11 protein-coding genes and 3 pseudogenes are annotated in these 12,964 nt (G+C 66.5%); 9 read left to right on the top strand and 5 right to left on the bottom strand.

The window, feature by feature from the left end; translation table 11 throughout:
• Positions 1–334 precede the first annotated feature (334 nt).
• Positions 335–652, top strand: a complete 318-nt coding sequence (locus IE275_RS44165; protein WP_189718355.1) for an Imm51 family immunity protein — start codon at positions 335–337, stop codon at positions 650–652.
• A 24-nt stretch (positions 653–676) separates the two neighbouring features.
• Here the strand turns inward: IE275_RS44165 and IE275_RS44155 are convergent.
• Positions 677–1,800: pseudogene (locus IE275_RS44155) on the bottom strand (IS630 family transposase).
• A gap of 75 nt (positions 1,801–1,875) precedes the next feature.
• Complete coding sequence (locus IE275_RS46585; RefSeq protein WP_268255368.1) at positions 1,876–2,091, bottom strand: FAD-binding protein; 216 nt, start codon at positions 2,089–2,091, stop codon at positions 1,876–1,878.
• Positions 2,092–2,641: 550 nt separating this feature from the next.
• On the opposite strand from IE275_RS46585, the pseudogene IE275_RS44145 reads away from it, so the two are divergent.
• From IE275_RS44145 to lpdA, 5 genes and pseudogenes are all read left to right on the top strand, one after another.
• Positions 2,642–3,002: pseudogene (locus IE275_RS44145) on the top strand (DUF885 family protein); the annotation flags it as partial.
• 143 nt (positions 3,003–3,145) lie between these two features.
• On the top strand, positions 3,146–3,748 hold the full coding sequence (locus tag IE275_RS44140) for an HdeD family acid-resistance protein (RefSeq protein ID WP_189718353.1): 603 nt from the start codon (positions 3,146–3,148) through the stop codon (positions 3,746–3,748).
• Positions 3,749–4,096: 348 nt separating this feature from the next.
• Positions 4,097–4,924: an enoyl-CoA hydratase/isomerase family protein gene (locus tag IE275_RS44135; protein ID WP_189718352.1), complete on the top strand. Its 828-nt coding sequence runs from the start codon at positions 4,097–4,099 to the stop codon at positions 4,922–4,924.
• Positions 4,925–5,045: 121 nt separating this feature from the next.
• Entirely contained in the window at positions 5,046–5,912 is an 867-nt protein-coding gene (locus IE275_RS44130) for an alpha/beta fold hydrolase (protein ID WP_189718351.1), read from the top strand.
• Between the two features lie 337 nt (positions 5,913–6,249).
• Positions 6,250–7,650 carry a dihydrolipoyl dehydrogenase gene (gene lpdA, locus IE275_RS44125; RefSeq protein ID WP_189718350.1) on the top strand — a complete coding sequence of 467 codons (1,401 nt, stop codon included), beginning with the start codon at positions 6,250–6,252 and terminating at the stop codon, positions 7,648–7,650.
• 78 nt (positions 7,651–7,728) lie between these two features.
• On the opposite strand, the gene IE275_RS44120 is transcribed toward lpdA, so the two are convergent.
• From IE275_RS44120 to IE275_RS44110, 3 genes are all read right to left on the bottom strand, one after another.
• Positions 7,729–8,202: a MarR family winged helix-turn-helix transcriptional regulator gene (locus tag IE275_RS44120; protein WP_189718349.1), complete on the bottom strand. Its 474-nt coding sequence runs from the start codon at positions 8,200–8,202 to the stop codon at positions 7,729–7,731.
• Positions 8,203–8,724: 522 nt separating this feature from the next.
• Positions 8,725–9,729: an alpha/beta hydrolase gene (locus IE275_RS44115; protein ID WP_189718348.1), complete on the bottom strand. Its 1,005-nt coding sequence runs from the start codon at positions 9,727–9,729 to the stop codon at positions 8,725–8,727.
• Complete coding sequence (locus IE275_RS44110) at positions 9,704–10,162, bottom strand: DUF6841 family protein (RefSeq protein ID WP_189718347.1); 459 nt, start codon at positions 10,160–10,162, stop codon at positions 9,704–9,706. Before IE275_RS44110 ends, IE275_RS44115 begins: the two co-directional genes overlap by 26 nt.
• A gap of 280 nt (positions 10,163–10,442) precedes the next feature.
• On the opposite strand from IE275_RS44110, the gene IE275_RS44105 reads away from it, so the two are divergent.
• From IE275_RS44105 to IE275_RS44095, 3 genes and pseudogenes are all read left to right on the top strand, one after another.
• Complete coding sequence (locus IE275_RS44105; protein WP_189718346.1) at positions 10,443–11,297, top strand: MBL fold metallo-hydrolase; 855 nt, start codon at positions 10,443–10,445, stop codon at positions 11,295–11,297.
• A gap of 204 nt (positions 11,298–11,501) precedes the next feature.
• On the top strand, positions 11,502–12,107 hold the full coding sequence (locus IE275_RS44100; RefSeq protein ID WP_189718345.1) for a CGNR zinc finger domain-containing protein: 606 nt from the start codon (positions 11,502–11,504) through the stop codon (positions 12,105–12,107).
• Positions 12,108–12,467: 360 nt separating this feature from the next.
• A pseudogene (locus IE275_RS44095) lies at positions 12,468–12,781 on the top strand (transposase); the annotation flags it as partial.
• Positions 12,782–12,964 lie beyond the last annotated feature (183 nt).

Raw genomic sequence — 12,964 nt, 5'->3', positions numbered from 1 at the left:
GCGGTCGACCGCGCGTACCTCAAAATCGTACGTGAGCACCGGCTCGGCAGCCGCATGCGGTCTACCGTGAGCGGGACATCAGTCCGATCCCGCCGGCGATCGCCAGCCCGCCGACGCCGACGTCGCCGGTGTCCCGGAGGACAACGCCAGCCCGTACAGCGCCAGAGCAGCGGCGACATCTCCCCGGCTGGCCCCGGCACCGCCGCGCACCAGCCCCGAGTCAACGTCTAGTGCTTTGACCGGGAAGGTTCGCCGGGGTCGAGAGCGGCGAGGGAGCGGATGGGCCGCTGGAGCGGATCCGGCGGCCCGTGCCGGGCGTGAGAAGATCGCGGCCGTGACCATCAAGCTTCATGACTTCGACGGTGAACACTCGCTGACGTTGGATGTTGGTGGCCTGGCCGCTGACGTGGCAGTAGCCGGTGCAGGGCACGAACCGAACGGCTACTTCTGGGAAGGTCTCGTGCGGTTTGCCTGGCCGGACATTGCCGAGCCGCTCGACTTCGACGGCGAGGCCGGGATGTTCTGCGCTGTTGGGACTCCGAGTGACCTCGCGCAACTCAAGACGGCCCTTGAGTCAGTCATCGCGAGCCCCGATGAGGTCCTCGACATCATCACTCGGGCGGAGATTTCGGGCTTCGAGTTCGACGACTAGCAGCTCCACCGGAACACCAGTCGTTCAGGCTGCCGTGGTGAGCGGGCGCCCGCCCCAGCGGATGCCCTTCTCGCTGCGGACGCGTGCACGCTCGCGTCGTTGGGCGGCTAGAACATCGGGGTGGCGGGCGTTGGGGTTGCGCCAGCGCAGGTAGGCGTGCAGGGCCCGGGTCTGGACGGTGTGGTTGGGGTGGTTCGAGTTCGCGATCGTGAACTGCCGCAGTGGCCCGAAGTGCGCCTCGATCGGGTTGGCCCAGGACGCGTAGGTCGGTGTGAAGCACAGCTCGACCCGGTTCTTCCTCACTCAGCGCCGGATCGTCTCGCCTTTGTGGGCGGACAGGTTGTCCAGAATGACGTAGGTCGGGGCGCCGTCCGGGCGGGCCGCACGGATCGACCTGAGCGCGGCCAGGGTGTTGCCGGCGCCCTTCTTGCGGCGGTTGACGCCCCACAGGGTGTCGTCGCCGAGCGAGTAGCAGCCGTGGAAGTACTGGACACCGTGGGTGCGGTGGTAGGTCGCGGGGTGCCGCTCGGGGTGACCGGCGGGAGCCCAGCCAGAGCCGCCCGTGGGGCGAATGCCGAGCGGACCGAACTCGTCGAACGCGAACACGCGGTCGGGGAAGCGGTCCAGGACGTGCTTGATGCGGTCCAGCTTGGCATCGCGCTCGGGATCGGGCGATTCCTTCCAGGTCTTGGTGCGCTGGAAGGTGATGCCGCGGCGGGCGAGCATGGACCGTAACGCCTCGCGGCCGACCCGGATGACACGGCCGTGGACCTTCCGCAGGTAGGCGGCGAGTTTGCGGATGGACCAGCGAGTGAAGGGCTGGCCGAGCTTGGTCGGTCGGGTGGCGGCCGTCGCGACGACGAAGTCCTCGTCGTCAGGACTGAGAAGGCGGGGACGGCCTCCCGCCCACTGAGGGTCCAGGCAGGCCCCAGGCCGATCTCGTTGAAGCGGTGGATCAAGTCACGGACGGTGGGCTCGTCGGCCTGTACCAACTGGGCGAGCACGGGCACCCGGTTCCCGCCGGCCGAGGCCAGCAGCATCACCGCGCGCCGGTATCGCACCGAGCTGGTGCTGCCCCGGCGCACGATCTGCTGCAGCTTCTGCCCCTCTTGGTAGGTCAACCTGCGCACACGGACAGGCTCGGCCACCAAACCCCCAGCGATCGGATCGGACGTCACCGGCCATCCAACCGCTGGAACCGTCGACCCGGCGAACCTTCCCGGTCAAAGCACTAGCACCGTCTGTGAGGCGAGGCGTGACAGGGCGATGGCTAGGCCTGCGTCGTTCGCGGACCGTCCACTGATGCCGTGACCGCCGCTGCGCGCCCCAAGCGGCACGTTCTCCCGGCGGGCGTACGCCAGTGCCGCTGCGATCTCACGTTCGTCGCGCACTGCGCGTACCCCATCAGGGCTGCCCAGACGGGTACAGGTGTGACGCACGGCCTTCGCAGCCGTGGTCACCAGGACGTGACGCCATGGCGGCGAGAAACGTGGGCAGAGGGTGCGCCGCGGCGGGTAAGGAGCCGGGAAGAACAGTCATGGAAGGCTTTCCACGAGACGGGGCCGCAGGGTCACTCGACAGCATTCGGACGTGCCTCTGCCGACTCTGCCGCAGCGGCAGCTAACTTGTTCTTGGAGAGTACGGACGCCCCGGCTATCGACGTCTAGAGAATTCTTTCGTGTTCCAGCCGACGGAGCGGACTTGGACATGTATCTCGTACAAGCTAGTCCGCATGCGTGAGAACGGGGGTGCCCCGCTAACTTGCTGACACTCGGTGACCGGAGCGCCGGAAAGCTGCCGGCCGCCTCGCCAGGGGGCCAGGCGGCCGTCGCCGAACTGGCCCAGCAGACGCTGACCGGACTCTGCGAGGCGAAACGCCGATCCGGCGCGGACAGCGGTGTGCGGACAGCGGTGTGCCCGGCTGCTGCGCGAGCGGCTCACGGCGGAGCTGGCCGCCGTACACGATGCGGGCGAGGGCCTGCGCGAGGTCAGCGGCTGGGCTACCTCGACGGGCAGATGATGCGCGCCGTTCGGCTCATCATCGACATCGGCATGCATCTGGAGCTGGAGATATCCGTCCACGCGCCCTTCCACCCGGGCTCGCCCTGGAGTTCTTCACCTGACACAGCAGCAGGCCGACGGAGTTAGCGCGAAGCGAGCTGATCCGCTACCTGTTCATGCCTGGTCAAACGATCGATTGCAAACTCGGCGAGCGGGCGTGGCTCCTGGGCCGGGAGAGGGCGCGGGAGCGGCACGGCGAGGAGTTTGACCTGAAGGCTTGGCACTGGGCCGCGCTGTCACAGGGCTCCCTGGGCCTGGACGATCTGGAGACGTGCTTTCCCGGCTCTGACCGTGCGGTGAAGCGGGGGACCGTGCGGGAGCGGCCGACGTAAGCCCGCGTCACGCCGCGTCCCTACGTCATATGACCGATGTGGGCCAGGTGCCCGCAATCCCAAGCTGTAACCCCCAAACCCGAGAGGAGTCGCGGAGACCATGGTCGTCGTGGACGGGACATCCACTGGACCCGGCGAGTGGAACGAGTCGAGCATTTCGCAACTGCTGAGAACCGCCGTCTGGCAGCTACTGGTCGGTGGCGGTGTGGTCGCCACCGTTGTCGGATTGATCACCCTGATCTGGCCGCGTGCCACTCTGATCGTCGTGGGCGTGCTGTTCGGCGTATACCTGCTCGCGTATGGCGTGACCCAACTCGTCGGCGCGTTCGCGCCGCATGCGCCCGTCTCCCTGCGGGCTGTGCTGGTGCTCAGCGGTACTTTGAGCATGCTGCTCGGCCTGATGTGTTTCCGGAGCGTCACCCAGTCTCTTCTCCTCCTTGCGTTCTGGATCGGGTTCAGCTGGCTGCTACGTGGCATTTCGCTGACGACGGCGGCCGTAGCGGGGCCTGCGGGCCCGGCACGTACCTGGAGCCTGTTCGTCGGTGTCCTCAGCGTCCTAGCCGGAATCACGGTCGTCGTGTGGCCGTTCCCCTCCATCGCCTCGCTGACCGTCGTGTCGGGCATCTGGCTGCTCGTCATCGGCGTCGCCGAGGTGATCCACGGCCTACAGGTACGCCGCCACATCATCACGTCGGCCGCCTGATGGCGGCGCTCCGGACACACCACCGGCCACTGCCCTGCACCGGACAGGCGGCTTCCGCCGCCCGGACCCGCCGCGATGGTGTCCCTCCAGCCGGTCCAGATCCGGGCCGGTCACACGACTCGTGCCCGGGCGGAGGTGTGCACCAGTTGGCCGGTTTCTATCGGTTATTGACCTCTCTTCCGTTGGCCGCACGGTCTTCCGCGACAGAGGGTGTCAGGTGTGAACGGAGTTCGCCGACCTGGGTGTCGGCACCAGCCACGAGCCGTCCTTGAACGCGCTGTCGTGACTCCGTCGGCCGGACACCAGTCAGACCACACATGCACACGACACACAAGCGAGGTACCCGCCATGTCGGACACTGCGACGGACAGCACACCTGACTACGTCCGGGGCGAACAGATCAGCCCCGGCTACCACCGGGTGACCTTCGACAACCCGCCGCTCAACCTCTACGACCCCGAGGTCGAGGCCCGTCTTGCAGAGATCGTTGAGCAGCTCGACGCGGACCCCGAGGTCAAGGTCGTCGTCTTCGACAGCGCCCACCCGGAGTTCTTTATCGCGCACCTCAACCTGGGCCGGGTGGCTGAGTTCGGGGAGGGCATGCCTGCCTGGTTCGCCCTCGTCGACCGCCTGGCCAAGGCGCACTTCATCACGGTGGGATCCCTGCGGGGCCGCGCCCGCGGCATCGGCAACGAGTTTCTGCTCGCCCTTGACGTACGATTTGCGAGCCGGGAGAAGGCTGTCCTGGGGCAACTGGAGATCGGCAGCGGCATTATTCCCGGCTGCGGCGGTCTCCAGCGCTTGTGGCAGTTGACTGGACGCTCGCGGGCACTGGAGATCATTGCCTCGGGCGACGACTACGACGCGGACACGGCCGAACGGTACGGCTGGATCAACCGCGCGGTGCCGGACGCCGAACTGGACGCCGTCGTCGACCGCTTCGCGCGGCGCCTCGCCTTTTTCGACGCCGACGCGCTGCGCGCGGTGAAGGAAATCCTGAACGAGGAGGCTCCCCCGCCCAGCGCCGCCGTGCTGGCGGCCACAAACGAGCGCTTCGTCCGTCTGCTCACCCGGGAGCACATCCAGGAGCGGCTGCGCCTGTCGGCAAAGGCTAGCCCGGAGGCCGTCTACGACCTGGAGCTGAACATGGGCGAGCGGATCGGCCCGCGCATCTGAGCTGAAGCACCGACTTCGCGACGCCGCAGGAACGCACCAGGTGCGGGGGAGAGAGAAGGGCCGCATGCACTTCCTTCCGATGCACCACTTCACTCCGCCCTGATACAGAGAGGCACTTCAGGTGAACGCCGAAAGCCCCCAGAGTCAGATCACGACGCCCAACCTGCACGTGGAAGCCGCGGACGGCGTCACCTATCGCTACCGCCGGTTCGGCACCCCCAACCAGAGCGAGCTGCCGCTGCTCTGCCTGGTGCACTTCCGCGCCACCCTCGACAACTGGGACCCGGAGCTGGTCGACAGGCTCGCCGCCCAACGAGAGGTCATCCTGGTCGACCTCGCCGGTGTCGGCGGCTCCACCGGCATCACCCCGAACACCGTCGAGGGCATGGCCCACAACGCTTTCGCCTTCCTGGACGCCATCCAGCTGCACCGCTACGACCTGCTCGGCTTCTCCATCGGTGGTTTCGTGGCCCAGGAAATGACCCTGTTCCGTCCGTGGCAGGTACGCCGCCTGGTGCTGGCCGGCACGGCTCCCAGGGGAGGCCGGGACATCCACCTGTACACGGCCGGCGCCATCCGTGACGCCGCCTTCGACGACGCTCCCACGGCCAAGAACTTGCTCACCCTGTTCTTCGAGAAGAGTGCGTCCAGCCAGGCCAAGGGGGTCGATTTCCTCAAGCGTCTGGGTCTGCGCACCGCCGAGCGGGACGCACCGGCGAATTTGGCCGTTCGCGATGCGCAGCTGACCGCGATCTCTGCCTGGGGTGTCCGCGACGACTCCCGTCTGCAACGTCTGGAGTCCATCCGGCAGCCCGTGCTGGTGGCCAATGGTGACAACGACGAGATGGTCCCCACTCAGAACACCTACCTGCTGGCCGAGCACCTGCCAAACGCCAAGCTGAGCATCTACTCGGACGCCGGCCATGGCTTCCTCTTCCAGTACCCGGCCGATTTCGCCGCCGAGGTGAACGCCTTCCTCGGGGGCTGACGCAGCTGGTGCCGCTGCCGATGGCGCCCGGTGGGTGTCACCCGCCGGGCACCGTCGCGGATACGACCGTGCCTCGGGGCACCGGGAGGGGAGGCGGTGATGGACCCAACACCCCTTCGCGACACACTCACTGAAGATCGGGAGCCTGACAGCCTTTCCCAGTCCCGCGCCGTGCGACGGCAGGTAGACCCGCGAAGGCCCTGTGCCCCATCCGCTCGCAAGCATCCACTATCAGGAGCAGGCCCATGCTCAGTCAGACCCACCCCGCAAATGTTCCGCCGCCTGCGGTCGTCATATTTGGAGCGTTGGCGGTCTCGAACCGCAGGGAGTACTGATCATGAGCACGCACTACGACGTCGTCGTCCTCGGAGCCGGGCCCGGCGGATACACGGCCGCTGTACGGGCGGCACAACTCGGGCTGCGTACCGCGGTCGTCGAGGAACGGTACTGGGGCGGGGTGTGCCTGAACGTCGGCTGCATCCCCGCCAAGGCGTTGTTGCGCAACGCCGAGCTGGCGCACATCTTCACACAGGAGGCCAAGACTTTCGGCATCCACGTCGAGGGCACGGTGCGCTTCGACTATGCCGAGGCCTTCCGGCGCAGCCGTCGGGTCGCCGACGGCCGGGCCAAGGGCGTCAACTTCCTCATGCGGAAGAACGCCATCACCCAGCTCGACGGGCGCGGCTACTTCGTCGACGACCACACGCTCATGGTGACGGCTCCTGACGGCGCCACGCAGACGATAACGTTCGGTCACTGCATCGTCGCCACGGGTGCCACCGCGAAGCTGCTCCCAGGCACCCGGCTGAGCCAGCGTGTGGTCACCTTCGAGGAGCAGATCCTCGCCGAGGAGCTGCCGGAGAGCATCGTCATCGCGGGTGCCGGCGCCATCGGTGTGGAGTTCGCATACGTGCTGCATAACTACGGTGTGCGCGTCACGATCGTGGAGTTCGCCGACCGGCCGGCCCCGCTGGAGGACGAGGAGATCTCTGCGGAACTGGCCCGTCGCTACCGGCGGCTCGGTATCGAAATCCTCACCTCCACTCGCGTGGAGGACATCTCCGAGGAGGGTGACAAGGCCAGGGTTACCGTCTCGCAGGATGGGCAACGACAGGTCCTGGAAGCAGACAAGGTCCTCCAAGCCCTCGGTTTCCAGCCCTGTGTGACGGGCTACGGCCTGGAGAACACGGGAGTGCGTCTCACCCAGCAGGGGGCCATCGACGTCGACGGCCGGCTACGCACTAGCGTGCCGCACATCTTTGCCATAGGTGACGTTACAGCCAAGCTGATGCTGGCCCACGCCGCGGAGTCGATGGGCATCGTGGCGGCAGAAACCATTGCCGGGGCGGATACCATGGAACTCGACTACGTGATGATCCCGCGTGCCACCTTCTGCCAGCCGCAGATCGCCAGCTTCGGATGGACGGAGCGGCAGGCGCGCGAGCGCGGCTTCGACGTCCGGGTGGCCAAGTTTCCCTTCACCGCGAACGGCAAGGCCCAGGGGCTGGGCGATTCGGTGGGGTTCGTTAAGGTCATCAGCGACGGGACGCACGGCGAGCTGCTGGGCGCGCACCTCATCGGCGCGGACGTCGTGGAGCTGCTGCCGGAGCTGACCCTCGCCCAGCAGTGGGATCTCACCGTGCACGAGGTGGCGCGCAATATCCATGCACACCCCACGCTCGGCGAGGCGGTCAAGGAGGCGGTCCACGGTCTGGTCGGCCACATGATCAACATGTGATCGCCGTCATTCCCGCGCGCGCGTGTGCCGGTCCGTTAGCGTCCGGCCTACCCGCGCGCGGGCGCGACGTACGCGGCGTCACGCCCCGGTTCGGATGCAGGACCCCGAAATGGGCGCGGATCCGGCGAAGGTCCCGAAGGCCAACTCGCGCAGCAGCGTGACGAGCAACCGGCGCTCGCGCGGTCCGTGAGTAGACAGCAGCCCGTCCTCCGTGCGAGCGATTTCGTGTGCCACCCGGCCGGCCAACTCCCAGTCAGTCTCGGTCGCCTCGCATACATGCGTACGCCGGTCGCCAGCCGCAGGGCGGCGCAGCACGAGTCCGGCGCCCTCCAAGCGGTCGAGAACGGCGGTGAGTGTCGTCTTGCCTAGCCCGAGATCCTTACCCAGCGCGAGCTGACTGGTTGGCGCGCCACTGGCGACGGTGCGCAGCACGACGTAGTCACGTATGCCGAGACCGTGGCGCCGGGCCACTTCGTTCTGGGCGCTGCCCAGCGAGGCGGCGACCCGGTGTAGCAGCCAGTTCAGGTCAGAGGCAAAGGGGTGTTCGCCCATGGTGTCTGTTGCGGGGGTGGTGGCTGCCTTGAGGGTGGGGATATCAGCGCCACGGAGCAAGTCTTCTTGTTCAAGAAGTTATTGAATCGGAATTTCTGGACGCGTAACGTTGAAACGGCGGTGCGGTCCCGTCCCGTCGATGGTGCGGAGCCGACGCCGACCTTCCACTGCCTCCTGCGAAAGGACCCGCCATGGCCCACCTCAAGGCCGAGGATGTCGTCGTCGTGATGATCGATTACTCCGTGGGCTCCGGCCGGGCGAGGTCGACTCGCGGGCGAAGACAGTGCCGGTGAATGCCTGATATCCGTCGGCGACGCAGCCAGGCAAAGGCTCCTGGGCACGCATCGAGCTGTCTTCGACCTTCCTTGGCTCGGTCGCCGCGCTTTTCTCGGCGTACGAGCTTGCGGCTGACGCGGTCGGCGCCGTCGAGTGCGAAGTAGCACAGAGCGGTGAACTGGGCTTCAGGCGTGTCCGCGTACCTGTCGATCTGAATACGGGATGACCGACCGGACCGGAAGCGGATCAAGCTAGGTACTTGCGGAACCAATCGGTAGCTGCGCCGCTGGTGGTCTCGAAGGTCCCGTCGACATAGGCGTCGAAGTGACCACCGTCGAACATCTGCAGCCCCTTGGGCTCCAGCGCGCGCTGGTATGCCTCCAGGGCCAGGTCAGTAGGTGTCACGTCGTCGTGCGTGCCGACCACCATGAGCAGCGGCGTGGGGGCGATTCGCTCCACCCACAGTCCCGGCTCGTACATCCGGGCGCGCCGCGCCGAGCGCACCGTGATCTCGTCATTGGCCTCCACTGCGTCGGGCAAGGTGAAGCGGTTCAGGAAGTCGGTCATCGCCTGCGTGCGGAACGCCGCCGGGACGGTCGGATTGGTACTGACGAGCGCTTGCATGGCGGGAGCCGCTCCAGTGAGCTGGGCACGCTCGTCGGCGTCGAACCGCGTCTCCAAAGCGGGTAGTTGCTCTGGCGACACCCGCCGCCGTCCCTGCTCATAGCCGCTGATGGTGGGGATCTGGGCGACGGCGGCCTTGATCCGTCGGTCGGTGGCGGCCAGCACCAAGGCGTGTCCGCCGGCGTAGCTGGAACCCCACAGTCCGATTCGGGACGGATCGACGTAAGGGAGTGCCTCCAGGTAGGAGATCACGCGCCGCCAGTCGGCGATTTGCTGCCAGGGGTCGATGTCGCCGCGGACGTCACCGCCACTCAGCGCGAAGTTGCGGTGATCGTGCACGACGACGACGAAGCCACTGCGAGCGAAACGCTCGGCGTAAGCACGCAGCCCCTGATACTTGACCCCGGCGAAGCCGTGAGCGACAGTGACGGCGGGGAATGGCCCTTCGCCCTGGGGGCGGAACAGCCAGGCGTGCAAGGTGATCCCGCCCTCTGCTGGAATGCGCGATTCTTCTTCATAGAACTTCATGTGCTGCCTTGCCTCCTCGGTCGAACTGGTCGATGTGGGCGGGTTAGGCGTTCTCTGCGCCACGTTCGGCCGTTCAGCGGTCCCGCCGCCACACCTCATGCAGGCGCTCAGCAGAGGTCTGCACCCCCACCAGACTGACGACCCGCCACCCTGCAGCGGTCCGGTGCACGTTGAAGTGCACCGCCTCTCGCTCGATCTCCGATCCGTCAGCGCGGCAGCGCGACCACAGCGCCTCTATGGAGGCCGCGTCCTCGCAGTAGACGGTGATGTCCTTGTCCAAAACATCCGTGTGCGTGTAGCCACCGGCCCGCAGCCGGGTGTGGATGTGGGCCAGTAGGTCGAGGACCGCATCTGGGGTCATCAGCCACCCGGTTTTGCCGGGCGCGACGGCGTGCATCGGGGCGCCCCAATACTCGAGGATCGCCGCGGTGTCATCGCGGCCGCCGTTGCCGATAGCAACCCATTTAGGAAGATAACGGCTCAAAAGCCACTCATCTAGTTCGCGCGCGACGCTGTGCAGGTTGGCTGGCATGCACATATCTCCTCATCGAGACAGCAGGGGAAGAGGCCGGGTGTGCGGAGTGCGCACGACATCATCAAAACGAAGGTCCACCGCTCTGCCCTGCCGGGATAAAGTGACCATAGTTCACTAGCTTCTTTCGTTCAACGGTTACGATCGCGCAGATGCGAGTGAACAATGGCTGGATTCCGGATCATCGCCATGACAAGTAGGAAAGAGGCAAAGGTGGTATAGTCATTTCTTCGCGGTATGGATCACCGCAGTGCCGTGCCCTCCGGAATGGAGTTCCGTGATGACCAAGATCCCGACTGCCCCTCTCTCCTACGAGGTTCTGGTCCTCGAAGGCGTCCGCAGAGCGGGCGAGCTGCGGCTGCCGAGCGGTGAACCGATTGTCTCCTCACCCGTCGCCACGACCCTCGTGCTCGGTGAGCGGGACGCGGTCCTCGTCGATCCGCCGTTCACTCACGAGCAAATCCAACAGGTCGGCGACTGGATTGAGGCGTCCGGCAGGCGTCTGCTGTACATCTACGCAACTCACGGCCACGGCGACCACTGGTTCGGCACGGCCAAACTGCTCGAGCGGTTCCCGAGCGCCACCGCCTACGCAACTGAGGGCACCATCCAGGTCATGCACCAGCAGGCCGCCGAGGGGCGTGAGCAGCTGTGGGACAGGGAGTTTCCCGGCCTCATCCCTGAGACCCCAGTCCTGGCCGAACCGATGCCCGCCGGGGGCTTGCTGCTCGAAGGGAACGTTCTGCGAGCGGTGGAGGTCGGCCACACCGACACCGATGCAACTACTGTTCTGCACGTGCCATCCATCGGCCTCGTGGTCGCCGGTGACGTCGTCTACAACGGGGTCCACCAATACATCCTGGAGGGCGGCAGCGGCGGCCTGGAACAGTGGTTGCAAGCGCTCGACCAGGTGGAAGCTCTGGAGCCCCGGTTCGTGGTTGCTGGCCACAAGAACCGTGACCTGCCCGACGATCCGGCCGCCATTCAGCGAACTCGCGCGTACCTGCAGGACGTCATCCGGCTACTCGCCGCGAAGCCCACTCCGCTTGAGTACTTCGAACGTATGACGGCGCTGTACCCGGACCGGCTCAACCCTGGACCGGTCTGGTACGGCGCACTGGGCATCCTGGGCTGAGGGCCGCCTCTCAGCAGCCCACGGGGAAGACAACGTGAGCATAGCCCGATGGGGTACGTTGGCTATGAGCACCGGACGAGCGTTCCAGCCTGTGACGCGCAGCGCCCCCACCTGCTAAAAGGGCGCTGCGTGGCCTTGGGTAGCGCCGAGCGAGCTGTTGTCGTTGATGTCGGTCCATGGCCGCTCGAGGAGAGGAACTACGGCATGACCTGGCCAGCTAGCGAGCGCTACCGGCTTGAGGCCGCGCCGGCGGGGCTCGCTCTCGTCCAGGACCTGCTGAACACCCTGGCTGCCGGAAAGCCCAGGGAGCCCGATCTCCTCGGCGATCTCACGACTGCCAAGAACTGGATCGGTGAGGACCTGTCGACGTGGGCGCGCGAGCGAGACCGGCCGGAACCACAGGTCGAGATCAATGAGCATGATCTTGACGAACTTCGCGTCTTGCGGGGTGAGCTCCAGGATGCGCTGCGGACACCGGACCGGCGCGGCGCCGAACCCGCCCTGGCGGATCTGTCCGCGCTGTATTCCGCCTCCGCAGGACTACGGATGAACCGGGACAGCCGAGTGAGCATCGAACCGCGCGGCACCGGATGGCGCTACATCGCCTGCCTCGTGCTGATGGAAGCGCTGGAAGCCCAACAGACGAATGTCTGGAACCGGTTGAAGATCTGCCGCAATCCCCGATGCAGCGTGGCTTTCTTCGACCGGTCACGCAACAACAGCGGGGTGTGGCACTCCACCCGAGTCTGCGGAAACATTGAGAATCTGCGGGCACACCGGGCTCGCGCACGCGCCCGAGCTTCCGATTAGCGTCGCGTGCCGACCAGCCAGCACGGTCAGACACGGCCGAGCCGAAGTGGGACCGCTTGGTCACCCACACCGTAACCACTTCGGAAGCTGGGCTACATGGGTGGCGGCGACACCACCTGCACGCGGCCGCTCAGCTGGTCGATGATGATCTTGCGTATGCGCGTCCACGAGGGCGTTCTGTTCGTCGGCGGCGACAACCCTCTCATCGCGGCGGATCCGCACCGTCACTCGCTGTTTCCGCGACGAAATGGACCTGCCGCCGCGCCAGCGGCAGCCGAAGCCGCCGCTGCCCTCCCGTCGTCACCCCCGCCCCAGGCGCCGACGCCCTTCACGGCCCTGCCAGCGGCAAAAGCACACAGCGGCAGTTCGGACCGCCTTGCCGGTGTTGCGGGACTGGGCTCCGGTTCCGAAGGACTCCGGTCGCATCAGCGGCAACATGCGCCGACCACGGCTCTACTGTCGATGCCTGCTGCGGGTCTTCTACATGTCCGCCATGGTCGCCGCCCGGTGCTGTCCCGTTTCGAAGGCGTTCTACGAGCGCAAACGAGCCGAAGGGAAGAGTCATAAGCAGGCTGTCATCGCCCTTGCACGCCGCCGCTTGAACGCCTGCCCTCATACGAGACGGCCGCACCTTTGAGATCACCGCACCGCTGAGCCCCGTCGTGCTGGTTTGACCTACTCACAGCGAGTCATCAGCCAGGCCTGACAAGCCTATTGGGAATCGTTTGGTGACCCTCGATCATGGGCTCAGCCCTTCGCTGTCGTGGGTGTTGGCTGCCGAAACGCCGACGAGAAGGGGCAGGATGGCGTCCCGCTTCGTGGTGTAGCCGATCAACGTTGGGGCGTACGCCCCGGGG

It is taken from the genome of Streptomyces phaeofaciens, from assembly GCF_014648915.1.
Lineage (GTDB): Bacteria > Actinomycetota > Actinomycetes > Streptomycetales > Streptomycetaceae > Streptomyces > Streptomyces phaeofaciens.
This window is presented reverse-complemented; position numbering and strand designations above follow the sequence as displayed.

Bases quoted from the DNA above. Each gene is read 5' to 3' on its own strand.
- IE275_RS44135 (WP_189718352.1), top strand. From the start codon at position 4,097: ATGTCGGACACTGCGACGGACAGCACACCTGACTACGTCCGGGGCGAA.
- IE275_RS44105 (WP_189718346.1), top strand. From the start codon at position 10,443: ATGACCAAGATCCCGACTGCCCCTCTCTCCTACGAGGTTCTGGTCCTC.
- IE275_RS44115 (WP_189718348.1), bottom strand. From the start codon at position 9,729: ATGAGGTGTGGCGGCGGGACCGCTGAACGGCCGAACGTGGCGCAGAGA.
- IE275_RS44100 (WP_189718345.1), top strand. From the start codon at position 11,502: ATGACCTGGCCAGCTAGCGAGCGCTACCGGCTTGAGGCCGCGCCGGCG.
- lpdA (WP_189718350.1), top strand. From the start codon at position 6,250: ATGAGCACGCACTACGACGTCGTCGTCCTCGGAGCCGGGCCCGGCGGA.
- IE275_RS44110 (WP_189718347.1), bottom strand. From the start codon at position 10,162: ATGCCAGCCAACCTGCACAGCGTCGCGCGCGAACTAGATGAGTGGCTT.
- IE275_RS44140 (WP_189718353.1), top strand. From the start codon at position 3,146: ATGGTCGTCGTGGACGGGACATCCACTGGACCCGGCGAGTGGAACGAG.
- IE275_RS44120 (WP_189718349.1), bottom strand. From the start codon at position 8,202: ATGGGCGAACACCCCTTTGCCTCTGACCTGAACTGGCTGCTACACCGG.